This is a genomic window from Acidimicrobiia bacterium (genome assembly GCA_009694375.1).
In the GTDB taxonomy this organism is placed as follows: Bacteria; Actinomycetota; Acidimicrobiia; order Acidimicrobiales; family VFJN01; genus VFJN01.
In genome coordinates this window covers 22,166-39,851 of the sequence record SHVB01000011.1, presented here as the reverse complement: position 1 = coordinate 39,851, position 17,686 = coordinate 22,166, and the positions used below count along the sequence as shown (strand labels likewise).

Genomic DNA, 17,686 nt, shown 5'->3' with positions numbered 1-17,686 from the left:
AGCGGGCTGGGTCAAGATCAGCGGCGAGAACGACGGGCCCTGCTCGTGAGCACGCCCTGGGCGCGTTGACGGTTGTACCGCTGCACCACAATGAACGGCGCGTTGGCCACCACGCCGTAACCAACCATCAGGGCCACCCCCAGCGGAGGGTTCCACAGGGCAAAGACGGGGCTGGCCGCCATCGCCATCCAATGACCGCGCTCGGCGCGACGGGTCTCCACCACGAAACGACCCAGATCTCCAGAGACGTGACGCTTACTGATCCCTCCCGCGAACAAGGCGCCCGCCTCGGGAAGATGGTCCTTCCAGCGGCGGATAGAAAACCAACGCTGGTAGATCGCCCCGCCCTGCTCCCACCGTCGCGACCGCAGCAGCCATCCGTCGCGCTGGAGCCGAGCCAGCGGCAACCGATGCACATAGAGCCCGGTCAGGGAGTGAACCACGACCGACCCCAGGATGTTGGCGACCAACAGGCCCGCCACGCTGAGACTGAACAAGATCGGCATCAGACGGGGATCTGCCGTCCCCGCCAGGTCACGCTGCGGCGCCCGACGCGCTGCAGTAACGACCAGGCGAAGAGCCCGATGAAGCCGGTGAGCGGAATCGGAAACAACGCCGCCACCCACCAACGGAACGACCCCACCCGCCGCAACATCCACCACAGTTGTGCCGCCCATGTGGCGTACACGACCGTCGACCACACGCTGCGAGTCGAAACCGCCTCGATGGAGGCTGATACGGCCCCGCACACCCAGGTAACCGCCCCCAGGAGCGGAAATAGTCGGGCGCGTCGGGCCCCCCCGCTGAGGTTCTTACCCCATCCCTCAATCAACGCGGCCGGCCCCTTCGGGTACATGCGGAAGCGCACCATGTCGCCGCCACCCAAACAGGTGACCGGCAACCCCGCTCGTTCAAACGAGCGGGCCAGTGCGATGTCCTCGATGGACTCTCCGGCCACCGAGGCGAAGCCCCCCGCCGCCCGCAGCTCGTCTGGAGTGGTGAGCAAACAAGGACCGAACGCGAGGCCTGGGTGCGACGAGGGCCGCAGGGTGGCGATCCCCGACGCCAGCAACGCCACCACGTTCGGGAAGGCGGAGAACTGCTCATAGGGCCGCTCCACCTCGTGGAAGGGTTGGACCGAGAGGAGGCCATTGTTGGCCGTTCCGAGCAGTCGGTCCACGGCATCAGACGCGAGGTGCACGTCGGCATCGAGGAACAAGAGAACGTCGCCCCTCGCCGCGTCCACCCCCGTCTGGCAGGCCCACGGTTTGCCCGCCCATCCCGCCGGAAGCGCCGGGGCCGAGATCACCGTGGCCCCGGCGGCGGAGGCCACTGCGGCCGTGGCATCAGTGGAGCCGTCGTCCACGACCAACACCTCCAAGGCGCGGTGGCTCTGGGCGGCGAGGCTGGCCAGTAGCTTCGTTAGATTGGCGGCTTCGTTGCGGGCGGGCACGATCACCGACACCCGACCCTTGCCCCGCTCCACCCCTACCAACGGCAGACGCCAGAGCAATACTGTACCGGCCAACAGACCCATCACCACGAAGCCCGTCGTGAGGATGGTCACCGCATCAGGCGGACCGCGAGGCTGGCTTTACGCCAGGTGGGTACGGTGGCTCGCTGGGTGAACACGTCGTAGTCGTTCGACTCGATCCGGTCGAGGATCTCCGAGTAAAGGGTGCGAGCGGCCTGGATACAACGCGACGACGAGATCGGCAGAAGATCCACCCCCATATCGGCTGACCGATACAGATCGCGGGCCCGCTCGATTTCGAAGGCCATCACCTGGCGCCAGGCGCGGTCTACCACCCGACGTCGGGGATCGGCTCCGAAGCGATCGAGGTCTTCCTGAGGTAGGTAGATGCGGGCCCGGTCGAGGTCTTCGCTCACATCACGCAAGAAGTTCGTCAGTTGGAAGGCATTCCCCAGATCCCGGGCGTGCTGAAGTGCTTCCGGCTGCAAGGGCTCGAGAATGGGAAGCATCATCTCGCCGATCACGGCGGCGGAGCCATCCATGTACACGAGGAGATCATCCCAGGTGGCGTAGCCAGCCACCGTGAGGTCCATGGCCATCGACCGCAGGAAGCGCCGGAAGCAGTTGGTGTCGATATCGAAGGCCCGCACGGTATGGACCACCGCTTTCAGCACTGGATCCACCGACGCGCCAGCGGCCAGATCGGCGAAGAAACGGTCACCGAAATCGGTGAGCGCCCGCTCCCGTGCCTCCACCGAGGCCGGACCGAGGTCGTCCACGATGTCGTCGGCGTGGCGACAGAAGGCGTAGAGAGCCCACACATGGTGTCGCTTCACTCGCGGTAGCGCAAAGGTCGACCAGTAGTAGGTGGTGCCGTACCGCTTGTTCAGTTCACGGCAGCGGGCGTAGCTCTCGTCGAGCGTTACCGTCATGCTGTCCCCATGGCCTCCACTCGTTGGGCTGCCAGCATGCCCGACACCAGCACCATCGGCACGCCGACACCCGGAAGTGTGCTCGATCCGGTGAATACCAACCCCGGGGCCCGCTTCTCGAGGTTGCCGGGTCGGAACGGGCCGGTCTGGCGGAATTTGTGCGACAACGCAAAGGGCGTACCTCGCTCCATGCCCTGCGCCTCCCAATCCAGCGGGTCCAGCAGTTGCTCGGTGACGATGTCGGTCGGGTAGCCAAGGCGGTCCAAGTGCCCGAGGAGGCCCTCACGCAATCGGGGGCGCTCGGCGATCCAGTCGACCTTGCCATCGAGGTTGGGGGTGGGCTCGAGCACGTAGATGGCGTGGGATCCGGCCGGGGCCATCGTGGGTTCGTGGAGCGAAGGCACGCTCACCAGCAGCGACGGATCCGGCATCCGGATGCCATCCTTCAGAATCGCCCGGAAGGCGCCGTCCCAGTCCTGACCGAAGTGAATGTTGTGATGCTCAGTACCCGGGGGAAGATCGCCGCGCACCCCCACGTGCCACACGATCGCCGACGGCGAGTAGTCGCCCCGGCGGGCCATGAGCGGCATCGGAGTACCCGGCAGCAAACTGCGATAGGCCACCGGAAGATCCGGGTTAGCCACGACCACCTCGGCTTCCACCACCTCGCCGTCGGCCAGGCGCACCCCCGTGACACGACCCGAGGTGCCTTCCGCCAACAAAATGCGATCGGCTCGGGTGTCGTAACGGAAGGTGGCCCCCGCCTGCTCGGCCGCCTCCGCCAACGCCACCGGGAGGGCATGCATACCGCCTTCCGGGATGAATACGCCATTCACGCTGTCCATGTAGGTGATGACGGCGTAGATAGCCAGGGCCTCATAGGGCGCCAGACCGGCGTACATGGCCTGGAAGGTGAAGATCCTCCGAAGGCGCTCGTCGTCGAAGTAACTAGACACCACCTTGGCAAGCCGACGGAACCCTCCGAGACGCACCAGTTCGAGAGCCGGCGCGATCGGGTGGGCAAGATCGAGCGGCGAATCGAAATTGCGCTCGATGAAGGTGGGCATCTCGATCCGGTAGAGCGTGGAAAGCCAATCGCAGAAACGGCCGAATGCCGCCGCCTCGCGCGCACCGCATACCGAGGCGATCTCCTGGGTCATCGCCTCGCGCCCGTGACGAACCCGCAATTCGGATCCGTCGGCGTAACAGGCCCGATACATCGGGTCGACAGGCCGCAACTTCAGCAGCGCCGAGCCGTCTACCCCGGCGGCCTCGAAACAGCGGTCAATGAGGTGGGGCATGGTGAGCACTGATGGGCCGGTGTCGAAGCGGAAGCCCTCACTCGCCAACGACCCGGCCCGACCGCCGGGAATAGAAGCCGCCTCGATCACCGTCACCTCGTGCCCAGAGCCCGCCAGATGGCAGGCGGCGGAAAGCCCGCCCAGACCAGCCCCGATAATCACCACGCGCTTCGTCATGTGCAGCGTTGGATGGCGAGGTCAGCCATTTCGATGAGGGCGGCGCGGGCTGGGTTGGGGAGGTCGGCGACCGCCTCCACGGCGGCTCCGTACTCGGCTCGCAGGAGCATCTCCACGCTGGCAAGAGCCCCGGTGCTCGCCACGATGGACCGCACCTTCTCGGCATCTTCGGGGATGAGTGCGGGGTCACCGAGGTGGGTGAGCAGATAGGACCGCTCACGGGGGTTCGCCATGCGCAGGGCACGCAACATCAGCAAGGTGCGCTTGCCCTCACGGAGGTCATCGAGGGTGCTCTTTCCCGTCACCGACGGATCGCCATAGAGGCCGAGGATGTCGTCACGCATCTGGAAAGCCATGCCCACCGCATCGCCGTAGCGGGTAAGAGCCGGCGCCACCCGTTCGGCATCGCGGGCGGGGCCGAGGGCGGCCCCCAGTAGCAGCGGGCGGGTCACGGTGTATCGGGCCGACTTGAGCAGGGCGACGCGACGGGCGCCTTCTTCGTCGGCCTGATTGTCGGCGGCTAAGACAAGATCGAGGTACTGCCCGGCGATGACCTCGCTCCGCAACGTGGTGAACACGACCCGGGCCCGGGCCAACGCGTCGGGCGCCATCGCGGTGCCATCGAACAACTCGTCGGCCCATACATAGGTGAGGTCGCCGGCCAGGATGGCGGCGCTGCAGCCAAACCAATCCGGATCGCCCAGGCGGGCCGCCTCGCTATGGCTGGCCGCAAACGACGCATAGGCGCTCGGCCGACCGCGACGGGTGGCGGAGCGATCCATCACATCGTCGTGCAGAAGGGCGAAGGTATGAAGCAGTTCCACCGCGGCGGCGGATTGCACCACGGCATGGTCCTCCGGCGCGCCAGTGGCCCGATGGCCCCACCATACAAAGGCCGGCCTCAGCCGCTTGCCGCCGGCGTCCACCAGCGCTCGCACCTCGGCCACAATCTCGGCCAAGCGGAGGTCGATGGCGGCCATCTCGCCGGCCTGGCGATCGAGGAAATGCTCAAGCAACTCCCGCAACGGACCTTGCACTGCCGTTAGGGCACCCCCCTCGGGGGGGTGGGTGGAGGACCGATCGGAGGCCTGTCCCCAAGCCGAATCAACGCTCACCGGAGTATCCAGCAGGCCCCGGTCGGCCACCGAGGCCGACGCGCTAAGCCACTCGAGTGGTTGGCGCGCTCGTGCCGATAACTCCCGTACCTGTTCGACCGACCACGGGCTCAGCGACTCAGGGGCCGAGGCAACCCGCTCCTGCAACTCCTCCCAGGAGAGCCACGCCAGATTGTCGACCTCCGCCGAGTCTGGGTGGGGCTCGCCCGCCACCTCAGCCACCACGATGGGACAGAGTTCGTGCTCGATCGTGCCATCGGACATCACGGCCCGGTAAACGAAATCGGGCACCGCGATGGCGAGGCGACCGATCTCTAGACCCAGTTCCTCAGCCACACGACGCCTGACGGCCTCCCGCAGTGTCTCGCCCATCTGGGGGTGACCGCAGCAGCTGTTGGTCCACTCACCCGGCCAGGTTGGCTTGATGAGGGACCGGCGGGTGAGCAGCACCGCCCCGTCGGCCCGCACCAGATAACAGGAGAAGGCGAGGTGAAAGGGTGTGGCGGCGGAATGGACGGTTGCTTTGGCCGCCGTCCCCCGTGGAATTCCTCGCTCGTCAAGCAACACCACATGTTCGGCGATCCGATCGGCGGCGACCGGAAGAGGTTGGATGTCAAGGGACACTTGGAAAGGATACCGGTAGTGGAGTTATTCTCAGCACAGTGCCGAACATTCACCCCGCCGATCTGACCATCTCGGCGGTGGCCACCCGAACCGGAGTGACGATTTCTGTCCTTCAGGATTGGGAACGGCGATTCGACTTCCCGCACCCCACGCCACTCTCCCGAGAACCCCAGCGCTACAGCGCAGATGACGTGACCACCATCAGGGAGATGCTCCAGCAACGAGGCTTCGGGCTCTCGCTAGAGACCGCCATCGCCGTCGCCCAACAGGAACGTCTCTACCGAAACCAAGACAAAGACGAGCGCTCGCTGTTCAGCGGCATCCGCCGGACCCGGCCCGACCTGCCGGTCCACGTCTTCACCCGCCGCACGATGCTCGCCATCAGCCATGCCATCGAAGACGAGTGCATAACGGGAGCCGATCGTCCGGTGCTCACCGCCTCCTTTCAGACGACACGCGCCTTCGCCACCGCCTTCCACCGCTGGGAGACGTTCCTTGGCACTAGCGACGAAGCCACGGTTTTCGCCAACTTCGCTGCGATACGTCGCGTAGGAGGCTGTCTCGAGGTGCCAATCCCCCGTGGCGGCCCCCTCAACTGCGAGTGGTCGGTTGTATGCGATGCCACCGCGGCCGGCCTCCTGGTGGGCTGCGAGCGGCCCGACCATCGGTGGGATGCAATTTGGAGCGTCAATGCCGAAGTGGTTCGCCTCGCCACGGAGATCGGCCAGCGCCTCTTGGCTATCCATGCCCCTGGCCTGCGCACTCATCGACCGTTACCCCCGCTTGACACCAACGGGAGCCAGGACGCTGAGATTGGTCGCAACGCGGCACTCACCAGCCGAATCATCTCCTACCTCGACCGGTAAGAGTCCGACGTCGATCAACGTCGAGTCCTCAGCCCACCGTCGCGCTGTAGACGGGAAGATCCAGCATGGTGAGTACACCCGGGTCGGCACGCACCACGTGGGGGATGGCGTTCACTACATACATGGCGGTGGCCAGACAACCGGCGTGATTGTGATCGCCAAGGTCAGACGACAGTTCCAACTCGATCTTCAAATGCGGCTCACCTTCCACGTGGATCCGGTACCCGCTGCCCTGGGGCCAATCGGGGGCATCATCATCACGGAGGCGCGTCACATGCTCCACCACGATTCGTTCCTCGCCGTCGACCATGCCGATGATTTCGAATCGCATGCCGGAGATCGTGCCCTTGGCCACGGTGCCCGAGGCGATCGTGATGTCTTCATCGGCGCGGAGAATCTCATGGGTCTCCTCCACCGAGTCCAGCGAAAGACCAATGGCCTCGGCCACGAGGTGCAACACCGGCCCCCAGGCGAGCCCGATCGAGCCGGGCGAAAGCAGGAGCGACTGCGACGGTTCCTGCTTCCCGAACCCCATGATCTCGAACATGGTGAAGGGGTTATCCCAGGTGGCGTAGTTCACGATCTCCAGCATTCGAACCTTGCGCACCTCCTTGCACAGGGCGAGAGCATGCATGGTGATGCCCGCGTTGCCGAAGCCCGGATCGATACCGGAGGTGTAGAAGCTCGTGCCGCCTTCAAGGCAAGCCGCCTGAAGGCGGTCGTACACGCCCTCGCCCGCCGCCTTCGGGTACAGCAAGGGCACGTAGGAGGTATTCACCACGTTCAGGCCCGCGGCGAGCATCCCCACGATGTCGTCGATCACCCCATCGGGCCGCAGGTCAGAGTTGGCGGTGTAGCAAATACAGTCAGCACCGGAGGCGAGCAGCGCCGCCGCATCTTGGGTGGCGAGCACGCCGAGCGGTGGTCCACCGCACAGTTCGCCGGCGTCGTGGCCGGCCTTGCTGTCGGAGTGCACCCAGAGGCCCGCCAGCTCGAGGTCGGGGTGGGCGGCGATGGCGGGGGCAGCGTGGATGCCCACGGTGCCCGTCGCCCACTGGATCACTCGGTAGGTCATGGCGTCGCAAGATAGCCGGTTCCTCGGTTACGTTGCGCTTCATGGAGCCGCACCCATGGAACACGGGCTTCACGTGGACCGATCATTCGCCTCCCCACGGCGCGCTCACCGCTGACCAGGTGCACCAGTTCGACCAACAGGGCTACGTCGTGGTCCCGGATCTGATCGATCCCGCCACCCTCACCACGCTGCGGACAGACCTCGACGCGCTGGAAGCCGAGGTGGACGCGTTCCTGCGCACGCAGGAGAACGATCGCTTCTCCATCGCCGAGTCGGGTGCCCTCACCGTGGCGCTCCACGCCGTCACGCGGTCAGCCACCGCTCGGGCCGTGAGCACCCATCCCGGGGTCCTCGGCCTGTGCGCCGATCTCATCGGGCCCGACGTGCGCCTCTACTGGGACCAGGCCGTGTACAAGAAGACAGAGAAGCCCCGCCGGGTTCCCTGGCACCAGGACAACGGCTACACCTACGTCGAACCCCAGGCCTACCTGACCGTGTGGCTGGCCCTCACCGATGCCACCCTCGACAACGGATGCCCAGAGGTGGCGCCGGGACACCACCGTCTCGGCACGCTGGCCCACCGCTACGTCGACCCCCTCGGCTGGGAGTGCCTGCCGGAGGGCACCAACGCCATCGCCGCCCCCGTCGCCGCCGGCGGGGCGGTGATGTTCTCGTCGCTCACGCCCCACCGAACCGGCCCGAACCACACCGACTCGGTGCGCAAGGCCTACATCCTCCAGTACTGCCCATCGGACGCGGCCGTCCTCCAGGGCGACCCCAGCGGTGGCGAGCCCACCGCCCGCGTTCCCTGCACCGCGGCGGGCCGCCAGTACGAGGTGCTGCGAGGCGGCCACCCCGTCGTCTGATCGAACCGGTCCTACGGGCGGGCCGGGACGGGAACGGGCAGGCCCGAGATCGTCTGCGCGGGGTCCTGGACCGGCTCGCCGGCGGTGAGCCGCAACGGCACGACCCCGGCCCACACCGCCAGGTCCATGTCCTCGTCGTCGTCGATGGGTCCGCCGGTGCGCACCTTGGCCGAGGCCTCCTCGATGGGCAGGCGCAGGACGAGCGTCGTGCGCAGTTCCTCGTCGTTGCTGGGGCGGGCGACCACGCTGCGACTCGGGAGCACGTGGTCGACGATCACGCCGAAGGCCCGGCGCTTCTCCGCCTCGTCGGCAACCGTCGTGGCCACCCCCAGGAGCACCGCCGAGCGGTAGTTCATCGAGTGGTGAAAGGCAGAACGAGCGAGCACCAGCCCATCGAGCAGCGTGACGGTGACGCACACCTCGGCATCGACCACCGCCCGCAGCATGGCGTTGCCCACCGCGCCGTGGAGGTAGAGCACCTCACCATCGCGGCCGTAGGTCATCGGCAGCACCCTGGGCTGACCATCGACCACGAAACCGACGTGGGCGATGTACGCCTCGTCGAGGATGTCATTGATCGTCGAGCGCTCGTAGCGGCCACGATCGGCGTGGCGCCGAACGGTGGTCCTGCCGATCGGGGTCAGCGGGTCCTTGATGACGTCATCGTAGCGTGCCCGACAGGCCGCCAGCCGGCGATTTCGGCTAGAAACTCGCCATGACCATTCTCGTGACCGGCACCATCGACTTCGACCCCGCCAAGCGCGACGACGCCATCGCAGCCATCAACGACTGCATGGTGGCGTCGCGGAAGGACGACGGCTGCGAGGCCTACGTCTTCTCCGGCGACTTCGGCGATCCGGGCCGCGTCCACGTGTCCGAGCAGTGGACCTCCCAGGAGCAGATGGACGCCCACATGGCCACGCCGCACATGGCCGCGTTCATGGGCCAGATGGGCGCCTTCGGCGTCACCGGCGCCAGCCTCACCAAGTGGGACGGCGCCACCCCCTCCAAGCTGATGTAGCCCATTGGGCCTGCGGCCCTTACGAGCCGGGAAAGAGACCGGCGTCTACCGGCCATCGGAGACCGAAAAGGGCCAGCGCGGTGGGCATGATCGAACTCACCGACAAGCAGGCCGCGCGGTGCGAGTCGAACACCACCCACTTCACCAGCCTTGACCTTCTTCCTCAGCTGCACCCTGAAGCGCTCGCCGGCGGTGTCGAACACCGAGGGACTGGCGAAGATCTCGATGGAGATCATGCGCCGGAGCGAGGCAAAGGTCCGGCCGTACCTGCCGCCACCACCTGTTCGAGCAGCATGCAGTCCACGAAACCACCGGTCCGGATGGAAGCGGCTCCAGAGGTGCTCGAGCTGGTCGATGCGCGTCCGGGCCACCTCAGCGAGGTGGCCCGGACCTTCGACGATGACGTGGGCGTCTGAGCCCATGGCGGCAAAGCGGAGGTCAGCTCCCATGGCTCGCCGTGGTGGCGACCCAGGCGGGACGAGCGGGAGTCGGTGCGGCGGCCCCGCTCGCGGCGCCCATCACCTTGCGAGCCCGAAGAGCGGGGTGCGGACGCTTCCGACGCGGGGAGGTGCTGCGGTGGTGGACATGCGGGGGACTCCGATCTCTCGTTGTGGAGCCCATCATCGCCGTCGATCCTGGGAGGTCCCTGAAGCACCAGCCGGGGAGTCGACCGGAGCCCTCAGTACGAGCGGGGGAGGCCCAGGACGTGCTCGGCGACGTAGTTCAGGACCATCTCCTGGGGGATCGGCGCCAGCCGCATGAGGCGGGCCTCCTTCCAGTAGCGCTCGATGTCGTACTCCGTGGCGTAGCCGAAGCCGCCGTGGGTCTGCATGGCGCGGTCGGCCGCCGTGAAGGCCGCGTCGGCCGCCAGCAGCTTGGCCAGGTTGGCCTGCTCACCACACGGGAGACCGTGGTCGTAGCGCCAGCCGGCCTCCCGCACGACCAGGCCGGCCGCGTGCAGGTGCGCATACGCCTCGGCTAGGGGGAAGGCGATGCCCTGATTCTGGCCGATGGGGCGGCCGTAGACGACCCGCTCGTTGGCGTAGGCCACGGCCCGCTCGATGGCCACCCGGCCGATGCCGAGGGCTTCGGCCGCGATGAGGATGCGCTCTGGGTTGAGCCCGTCGAGCAGGTAGGTGAAGCCCTGGCCCTCCTCGCCGACCCGATGGTCGACCGGCACCTCGAGGTCGTCGAAGCTCACCTCACAGGACACCACCGCGTTGCGACCCACCTTGGGGATCGGCGTGATCGTAACCCTCGGATCCTGGAGGTCGGCGAGGAGGAGCGTGAGCCCGTGCGTCTTGCGCTCGACCTCTTCGAGCGGCGTGGTGCGCACCAGGAGGAGCACCTTCTGGCAGTACGGCGCCTTCGTCATCCACACCTTGCGCCCGCGCACCACATACCGATCGCCATCGAGCCGCGCCCTGGTGGTGATGGCAGTGGTATCGGTGCCGGCGTCGGGCTCCGTCACCCCAAAGGCCACGTGCAACTGCCCGGAAACCACCTCTGGCAGGTAGCGATCGCGCAGCGCATCGCTCCCGTGCTTCACAACGGGGTTCATGCCGAAGATCGACGTGTGCAGGGCGCTGCACCCGTTCATGGCGGCGCCACTGGCCGCCACCTCCTCTAGCACGATGGACGCCTCGGTGATCCCGAGGCCGCCACCGCCGTAGGCCTCCGGGAGGGCGATGCCGATCCACCCACCGTGCGCCATGGCGTCATAGAACGCCCACGGGAACTCGTGCCGACTGTCGAGGTCGCGCCAGTAAGCGTCGGGGAAGTCCGAACAGACCCGCCGCACCCCCTCGCGGAGGTCGCGATGTGGGTCGTCCTCGTCGACGTGCACTCAGCCCACGCGGTCGTGATGGGCGCCGCAGATGAACACGGCCAGCACGGCCGGCTCCGCGCCGGGGTTGCTCCAACGGTGACGGGTGCCGTTCTGGACGACGGTGTCGCCGACGCCCAGGCTGACCTTGGCGCCGTCGTCGAGCTCGAGGGTCACCGATCCCTGCAGCACCACCTCGAAGTCGACGGTGGCCGTGGTGTGCATGCCAGGGTCGGCCGGTTCCATGTGGCTGGCCAGACCCGGGAGCTTCTCCTCGATCTCGGCCATGGCGGCCTCGAAGTCGAGATCGGGTGGCGCGCCGACGCCGCCGTCCGGTGGGATGGTGAAGAGACCGAACCGGAACCCGCCCACCGGCGGGAAGTAGGCGTGATCATCGGGGCGGGCGCCGTCGTCGGGAAAGTGGGGCGGGGTGTCGCCACCCCACAGCCGGTGGAACTCGCTGCCCGGGAGCATGGTCGGTGCCACGGGGGCCACCGCCTCATCGCTCACGAACACCGCTTTGCCAGCAGCGTCGTGACCCGTAACCACCCTGCGCATGTCCATGCTTGCTCCCCCTGGAATCGTCGGCCCGATCGACCGGAGCGTAGTGAGAGAATGCAACATGGACCCGACCGAGACCTACACCCATGGCCACGACGAGAGCGTGCTGCAGTCGCACCGCTGGCGCACGGTCGAAAACTCGGCCGCGTACCTGCTCCCCCACCTCATCCCGGGAGCCATCGTGCTGGATGTCGGATGCGGGCCCGGCACCATCACGATCGACATCGCTCGCCGCGTGGGGCCCGGTCTCGTGCGGGGCATCGATGCATCAGCCGACGTCATTGCAGCCGCCACCGAGTCCGCCGCCGACGTCGGAGCCACCAACGTCGCGTTCGCCACCGGCGACGTCTACGCCCTCGACCTCACGGATGACGCCGCCGACGTCGTGCACGCGCACCAGGTGCTACAGCACCTGGCCGACCCGGTGGCCGCGCTGCGCGAGATGCAGAGAGTGTGTCGCCCCGGCGGCGTGGTGGCGGCGCGGGACGCCGTCTACCGCGCCATGACCTGGTATCCGCTCAATGACGGGCTGGATCGCTGGCTGGAGCTGTACTGCCAGGTGACCGAGGCCAACCGCGGGGAGCCCGACGCGGGCAGCCACCTTCTCGCCTGGGCGCGGGCGGCCGGGTTCTCCGCCGTGACGACCTCGGCCAGCGCATGGTGCTATGCCACGCCCGCCGAGCGATCCTGGTGGGGCGGGCTCTGGGCCGACCGCATCTCCAGCACCACCCTCGGTACCCGCGCCGTCGAGCTCGGCCTGGCCGAGCCCGGCGAGTTGCGGGAGCTGGCCGGGGCGTGGCGGGCCTGGGCCGAGGCGGACAATGCCTGGTTCGGCGTCCTCCACGGCGAGATCCTCGCCACTCCCTGACCCACCCACAGTACGGTCGATCGGGTGAGCACCTGGCCGCACCTCCTCGTCGACGACTCCCCGCCGATCACGCGCATCACCCTCAACCGACCCGAGCGGCGCAACGCGCTGTCGCTCGAGGTGATGAGGGAGCTGCAGGCCGCGCTGCTGGCCGTGCAAGGACGGGTCGTGGTGATCGCCGGCAACGGTCCCGTGTTCTCGGCTGGTCACGATCTGGCCGAGATGGTTCAGTGCGATACGCCAGCCGCCGCCGAGCTGTTCGCCACCTGCACTGAGCTGATGACCACCGTGCAGTCGATCCCCCAGCCCGTGATCGCCCGCGTGCACGGCGTCGCCACCGCCGCCGGTTGTCAGCTCGTCGCGTCATGCGACCTGGCCGTTGCTGAGGAAGGGGCGCGCTTCGCCACCCCCGGGGTGCGCATCGGTCTCTTCTGTTCCACCCCGATGGTGCCGTTGAGCCGCGCCATCGGTCCGAAGCGAGCGATGCAGATGCTGCTGACCGGCGACCTGATCGACGCGCCCACCGCGGCCGACTGGGGTCTGGTGAACGAGGTGGTACCGCTCGATGACCTCGACGTTGCCGTCACCGCACTAGCCACGCGCATCGCCGAGGCCAGCCCGCTCGTGCTGGCCCTCGGCAAGCAGGCCTTCTATGCCCAGGCCGGCCTCCCCCAGGCCGAGGCCTACGAGCTGGCTCGCGCCACGATGACCGTCAACGCCGGTACGGCTGATGCTCACGAGGGCATCAGTGCGTTCCTCGAGAAGCGCTCCCCCACCTGGACCGGTCGGTAGTGGTGTGGGCCATCCGACCCTACGAGCCCACCGACCTCGACGCGCTCTACGACATCTGTCTCCGCACGGGCGCGGCCGGGAAGGACGCTACGGGAATGCTCGACGACCCGACGCTCTTCGGCGAGATCTTCGCGGCGCCCTACGGCGTACTCGAGCCCACACACGCGTTGATCCTCGCTGCCGGCAACGGCCGGGCGGTGGGGTACGTCTTGGGCGCGCTGGACACCGGCGCCTTCGAGGCCCAGTGCGCGCTCCACTGGTGGCCCGCCGCCCGGGCCCGCCACCCACTCGCCGCCGATGGTCAACCCCTGGACGACCTCCTCGTCGCGATGATCCACCAGCCGCATGCCGCGGACGATGCCGTGCTGGAGCGCTACCCGTCCCACCTTCACATCGATCTGCTGCCTGAGGCGCAGGGCCAGGGGTGGGGGCGCCGCATGATGGAGGCGCTCCTCACCCTCCTGGCCGACGATGGCTCTCCCGGCGTGCACTGGGGCGTCAACCACGACAACCACGACGCCCTCGGCTTCTACCGTCACCTCGGTGCCACCGAACTCGGCCACGACTCGATGACCCACCACTTCGGCTGGACCTTCGCTAGAGGAGGAGAGAATGCAACAGGGGCCGGTAGCTGGCGAGGGGCATGACCGTAAGCGTGAGGTCTTTGGCATGGTCGTCCCAGCCGCGCAGGGTGACCGCGTCCTCCCAGCCGGGGTTGGCCTCGAAGGCGGCGACCTCCTCGGGGGCGAGCGCGCCGCCCTGTCGTTCGAGGCTGGCCACCGAGCCCGGCGACAGCACCGCTCGATAGGCGGGGTCGACGGCGACTCGATAGCGCTTCGCACGCACGTGCAGCGCTATCGGTGCCGTAACGGTGGGCGGGAACAGGGTGGCCAGCCAGGCCGACCCGCGCGCCTCATGGCGCGGGTCCGTGGTGCGATCGCTCAAGCCGTCGCGCTCGGCCAGCTCGAGCAAGTGCCCGATGTCATGCAACACAGCGGCGGCCACCAGCGCGTCCGAGGCCCCCGCCGAACGGGCCAGCGCGCCGGTCTGCTCGGCATGGGACAACTGCATCAGCTCCTCGTCGTAGTGCTGCGTTCCGTATTGCTCGTACAGCGCGAACACATCGTCGAGCGTGAGTGCCTTCACGCCACCGGCCGGCCTTGGAAGTCGCCGATGAGCGATACCGCCGCGCCATCGCCCAGTTCGACGCGTTTCTGGTCGTAGTAGGCGGCGCGCAGGTCGCCCTCGGCGAGTGCGTTGTAGGTGGGGTAGAGCGCCCGGCGCGGTGTCGGCCCCAGATTTGGACCACTGCGGTGGGGCGTACGCGAATGAAACCACAGCGTTTCGCCCGCCTTCACCTCCACGGGAACCCAGGTCAGAGCGGCCACCACGTCGGGGCGGATACAGCCCACCTCGTCGACCGGCAACAGGTCCTGGTGATAGCCCGAGACCACCTCCAGGCAGCCGTTGTCCGGCAGGGCATCGTCCACTGCCACCATGCAAGATACGTGGGTGGCCACGAAGCGGTACGCGGGGGCATCTTGGTGCGGCGCGTAACCCGCCCCTCCGGGGAGTTTGTAGTTGATCTTCTCCTTGTAGAGCACGGCGGGCTCCCCCAACAGCGCCGAGGCGGTGGCCAACATGGTTCCGGTGGTGAGCATTGCTCTCAGATCCGCATGGAACGGCACGAAGTTTTCGGTGCGACACAACTGTGGGCCGGTGTCGGTGAGTTCACGATGGTGAAGCCACTCACCACCGTCTTGGGGCCACGCCGCCACCTCGCCTACCCATCTCTGTACGGCACCGACATCGTCATGGCTGCGGGTGAGCACCCACCCCTGTTCACAGAAGTGCGCAACATCGGCAGCCAGCACAGGAACGGGCACGGAAGTGCACCTTAGGCCCACAGTCGCGCCGATACTTCAGCCCACAGCGACCGGTAGGCACGGGTGGCCGGCGACGATGGGGCGGACACGCCTACCGGGGCTCGCTCGAGGCCCATGCGTTCGATGACGGCGGCAGCCGGGATGGCCGTGGTCAGCAGTTCGGGCCAGTCGGCGGCCAACGATTCCGCCAGTTCCTTGTGGAGTCGTCGGCGCCGGTCCACCATCGAAAGAATCGGCAGCACCAACGGAGCATCCTCTTGGTCGTCGAGGAAGTCGACTAGTTGGGTGAGCGTGCGCGTCGCCAGGGTGGCGGGCACCACCGGCACCAGGAGGGCCTCGGCGGCTCCGAATACGCTCTCGCTGGCTAGGGAGATGCTCGGGGGACAGTCGAGCAGAGCGATGTCGTAGAGATCCTGCACCGGGGCGAGCAGGTCGGCGAGGCGCCGGCTGGGCCGAGCACTCTTCTTCAGATGCAGGTCGAGGTGGCGCAGGGAAAAATCGGCTGGTACGACGTGCACCGGGGAGAGGTTCGAGCCCCGGATGTTTGGGGCCAACTCGCCTCGGGCACCCACCATCCGACGACTGCCGCCCCGCACCTTGGGGCGCACCCGAAAGAGAAACGTGGCCGCCCCTTGGGGGTCGAGGTCCCACACGAGAACACGGGCCCCCTCGCGCGCCGCCTCGAAGGCAAGATTGACGGCGGTGCTGGTCTTCCCCACTCCCCCCTTGATGCTGTAGGTGGCGGCGATCTTCATCCGTGCTCCACTGCATCGAGCATGGCGGTCAACATGAGGGCATTGGCCTCCGTGTCATAGCTCGCGAAGCGCTCCACGAACAGTTCGCGCTGCTCACGACGGCGACGATCGAGGAGATCACTCAACCGACCCATGGCCAACAGAGCATCGGTATCCACCCGCGCCCGAGCGTGAAGGTCGTGAGCCAACATGCGCAACTCGGCCAGTTGCACCTCGGCGTCTTGGTGGTCGCCGAGGTTATCCTGCAACACCTTGAGCTGGCCCACGAAGGCCTTACGCCCTTTCCGCGGCAACAACCCTCCAAAGCACTCCAGCAGGTATCGCAACTTCTTGGCGTCCTTGCGAAGGTCGTGCAATGCCTCCGGCGGCGAAGCGGGGGTGATGGCCCGACCGTGGGCCACGACCCTGGCGTGCGCCTTGGCGATACGGCGCGCCATCCACGGACCAATCGGCTTGGGTTTGGGCTGCGCCCCCTCTGTCCCGGCCAACCAACCGCTCCAGTCTTCCAAGGTCTGGCGGCAAGCCTCACCGCCAAGTTCCACACTCAAGATGGCATGAGCGGCCCTGCGACGGCGTTCGATCTCGCCTCGCACCCTCACCAGCACCCGAGGATCGGGCAGGCGCAGGGGCGCCACCATGAGGTCCCACCCCATCACGTACACGTCGAGATCGCGAGCCGGGCCGGTGAGGGTGCCCAGTTGCCCGAAGGCAGTGGCGAACTGGAGCCGGACGTCCTCGGGGAGTACGCCGCGGCCCTGACTAAGCACCGACCGGGTGCGGCGCACGGCCACCCGTAGTTCGTGGAGAAACTCTGGGTCCGTGTTGGCCAGAGTCCCCGGCAGGTTGACGCGCATGGTGGACACCAGGTTCAGGAGAACCGCCCGATACGCGGAGAGCGCGTCCTGTTTCGCATCGAGGGCGACGGTGGGCACGCTCGTATGACCCTCCAGCGAAATTTCCAGGGCCCGGGCGACCACGTCGGCCACCGTCCCGTTGGTGGGCACCAGGCCGAGCCGGGCCAGCCGATCAAAAGCCTCGGCCCGCTCGGCGTCGTGACCAACCACGCCAACCACCTCAGCCACCCACGATGGCAGTTCCACCTCCGCACCATCCACGCTGGGCCGTTCGTGGAGCAGCACCGAAACAACGACCTTGCCGCGACGATCCCGCTGGGATGCCACCCTCGTGTGGGTGGTGAAGGCCACTCCCGGGATCAGCGCCCGCTCCTCGGACAGCGAGGCCACCCGCTGACCGAAAGGCCCGGTGGGGAAATCGCTGCCAAAGCGCGGCAGTTCCTTCGCCCAGGCCAGGTACGCCGTAGGGGTACCAGCAGGGCCCGCGAGCACCAGTTTGCCTACTTCCCCGCCTCGATGTTCCAGCCGCAACCCCGCGCGATGCAGACGAGCATCGAAGGTATCGAGCAAGACGCAGGTAGCCGCCACCGGCAGCTCCACCTGGAAGCCAATGGCGGTCAACGACCTGAGCACCGATGAAGCGGCGCGGTCTGGATGCGTAAAAGAAGATTGCATACCTACCCTGTCCGGCAAA

General features: G+C 67.4%; 20 protein-coding genes. 7 read left to right on the top strand and 13 right to left on the bottom strand.

The window, feature by feature from the left end:
- Window positions 1-17 precede the first annotated feature (17 nt).
- The 5 genes from EXQ71_08285 to EXQ71_08265 are packed head-to-tail and all read right to left on the bottom strand — an operon-like array spanning window position 18 to window position 5,623.
- The gene (locus EXQ71_08285) at window positions 18-506 is read right to left on the bottom strand and encodes a hypothetical protein (GenBank protein ID MSO87504.1); all 489 of its coding nucleotides are present in this window, start codon (window positions 504-506) and stop codon (window positions 18-20) included.
- On the bottom strand, window positions 506-1,567 hold the full coding sequence (locus tag EXQ71_08280) for a glycosyltransferase (protein MSO87503.1): 1,062 nt from the start codon (window positions 1,565-1,567) through the stop codon (window positions 506-508). The genes EXQ71_08285 and EXQ71_08280 overlap by 1 nt, the downstream gene beginning before the upstream one ends.
- Window positions 1,564-2,406, bottom strand: a complete 843-nt coding sequence (locus EXQ71_08275; protein MSO87502.1) for a phytoene/squalene synthase family protein — start codon at window positions 2,404-2,406, stop codon at window positions 1,564-1,566. Before EXQ71_08275 ends, EXQ71_08280 begins: the two co-directional genes overlap by 4 nt.
- Window positions 2,403-3,884, bottom strand: a complete 1,482-nt coding sequence (crtI, locus tag EXQ71_08270) for a phytoene desaturase (protein MSO87501.1) — start codon at window positions 3,882-3,884, stop codon at window positions 2,403-2,405. Before crtI ends, EXQ71_08275 begins: the two co-directional genes overlap by 4 nt.
- Complete coding sequence (locus tag EXQ71_08265) at window positions 3,881-5,623, bottom strand: isopentenyl-diphosphate Delta-isomerase (GenBank protein ID MSO87500.1); 1,743 nt, start codon at window positions 5,621-5,623, stop codon at window positions 3,881-3,883. Before EXQ71_08265 ends, crtI begins: the two co-directional genes overlap by 4 nt.
- Between EXQ71_08265 and EXQ71_08260 the strand changes: the two genes are divergently transcribed.
- The gene (locus tag EXQ71_08260) at window positions 5,497-6,489 is read left to right on the top strand and encodes a MerR family transcriptional regulator (GenBank protein ID MSO87499.1); all 993 of its coding nucleotides are present in this window, start codon (window positions 5,497-5,499) and stop codon (window positions 6,487-6,489) included. The two genes, EXQ71_08265 and EXQ71_08260, sit on opposite strands and share 127 nt — an antisense overlap.
- Window positions 6,490-6,517: 28 nt before the next feature.
- Here the strand turns inward: EXQ71_08260 and EXQ71_08255 are convergent, their stop codons facing one another.
- Window positions 6,518-7,564 (bottom strand): diacylglycerol kinase, encoded by a 1,047-nt coding sequence (locus EXQ71_08255; protein MSO87498.1) that lies wholly within the window; start codon window positions 7,562-7,564, stop codon window positions 6,518-6,520.
- Window positions 7,565-7,605: 41 nt separating this feature from the next.
- Between EXQ71_08255 and EXQ71_08250 the strand changes: the two genes are divergently transcribed.
- Window positions 7,606-8,430, top strand: coding sequence for a hypothetical protein (locus tag EXQ71_08250; protein MSO87497.1), 825 nt, complete (start codon window positions 7,606-7,608; stop codon window positions 8,428-8,430).
- Between the two features lie 11 nt (window positions 8,431-8,441).
- On the opposite strand, the gene EXQ71_08245 is transcribed toward EXQ71_08250, so the two are convergent.
- Window positions 8,442-9,086: a pyridoxamine 5'-phosphate oxidase family protein gene (locus EXQ71_08245; GenBank protein ID MSO87496.1), complete on the bottom strand. Its 645-nt coding sequence runs from the start codon at window positions 9,084-9,086 to the stop codon at window positions 8,442-8,444.
- 59 nt (window positions 9,087-9,145) lie between these two features.
- Between EXQ71_08245 and EXQ71_08240 the strand changes: the two genes are divergently transcribed.
- The gene (locus EXQ71_08240) at window positions 9,146-9,451 is read left to right on the top strand and encodes an antibiotic biosynthesis monooxygenase (protein MSO87495.1); all 306 of its coding nucleotides are present in this window, start codon (window positions 9,146-9,148) and stop codon (window positions 9,449-9,451) included.
- 80 nt (window positions 9,452-9,531) lie between these two features.
- On the top strand, window positions 9,532-9,867 hold the full coding sequence (locus EXQ71_08235) for a hypothetical protein (protein ID MSO87494.1): 336 nt from the start codon (window positions 9,532-9,534) through the stop codon (window positions 9,865-9,867).
- A gap of 263 nt (window positions 9,868-10,130) precedes the next feature.
- On the opposite strand, the gene EXQ71_08230 is transcribed toward EXQ71_08235, so the two are convergent.
- A complete protein-coding gene (locus EXQ71_08230) occupies window positions 10,131-11,297 on the bottom strand; it encodes an acyl-CoA dehydrogenase (protein ID MSO87493.1) in 1,167 nt (388 codons plus the stop codon).
- Complete coding sequence (locus EXQ71_08225) at window positions 11,298-11,840, bottom strand: cupin domain-containing protein (GenBank protein ID MSO87492.1); 543 nt, start codon at window positions 11,838-11,840, stop codon at window positions 11,298-11,300.
- 58 nt (window positions 11,841-11,898) lie between these two features.
- On the opposite strand from EXQ71_08225, the gene EXQ71_08220 reads away from it, so the two are divergent.
- The 3 genes from EXQ71_08220 (at window position 11,899) to EXQ71_08210 (ending at window position 14,144) form a co-directional block, all read left to right on the top strand.
- Window positions 11,899-12,705, top strand: a complete 807-nt coding sequence (locus tag EXQ71_08220; GenBank protein MSO87491.1) for a methyltransferase domain-containing protein — start codon at window positions 11,899-11,901, stop codon at window positions 12,703-12,705.
- Between the two features lie 24 nt (window positions 12,706-12,729).
- Complete coding sequence (locus tag EXQ71_08215; GenBank protein ID MSO87490.1) at window positions 12,730-13,497, top strand: enoyl-CoA hydratase; 768 nt, start codon at window positions 12,730-12,732, stop codon at window positions 13,495-13,497.
- A 95-nt stretch (window positions 13,498-13,592) separates the two neighbouring features.
- Window positions 13,593-14,144, top strand: a complete 552-nt coding sequence (locus EXQ71_08210) for an N-acetyltransferase (GenBank protein ID MSO87489.1) — start codon at window positions 13,593-13,595, stop codon at window positions 14,142-14,144.
- On the opposite strand, the gene EXQ71_08205 is transcribed toward EXQ71_08210, so the two are convergent.
- From EXQ71_08205 to EXQ71_08190, 4 genes are read right to left on the bottom strand one after another with little or no spacing between them, the layout of a single operon-like run.
- Window positions 14,095-14,643: a phosphohydrolase gene (locus tag EXQ71_08205; protein ID MSO87488.1), complete on the bottom strand. Its 549-nt coding sequence runs from the start codon at window positions 14,641-14,643 to the stop codon at window positions 14,095-14,097. The genes EXQ71_08210 and EXQ71_08205 overlap by 50 nt on opposite strands.
- Window positions 14,640-15,383 (bottom strand): phytanoyl-CoA dioxygenase family protein, encoded by a 744-nt coding sequence (locus EXQ71_08200; GenBank protein ID MSO87487.1) that lies wholly within the window; start codon window positions 15,381-15,383, stop codon window positions 14,640-14,642. The genes EXQ71_08205 and EXQ71_08200 overlap by 4 nt, the downstream gene beginning before the upstream one ends.
- An 11-nt stretch (window positions 15,384-15,394) precedes the next feature.
- The gene (locus EXQ71_08195) at window positions 15,395-16,138 is read right to left on the bottom strand and encodes a ParA family protein (GenBank protein ID MSO87486.1); all 744 of its coding nucleotides are present in this window, start codon (window positions 16,136-16,138) and stop codon (window positions 15,395-15,397) included.
- The gene (locus tag EXQ71_08190) at window positions 16,135-17,667 is read right to left on the bottom strand and encodes a CHAD domain-containing protein (GenBank protein MSO87485.1); all 1,533 of its coding nucleotides are present in this window, start codon (window positions 17,665-17,667) and stop codon (window positions 16,135-16,137) included. Before EXQ71_08190 ends, EXQ71_08195 begins: the two co-directional genes overlap by 4 nt.
- Between the last annotated feature and the right edge of the window lie 19 nt (window positions 17,668-17,686).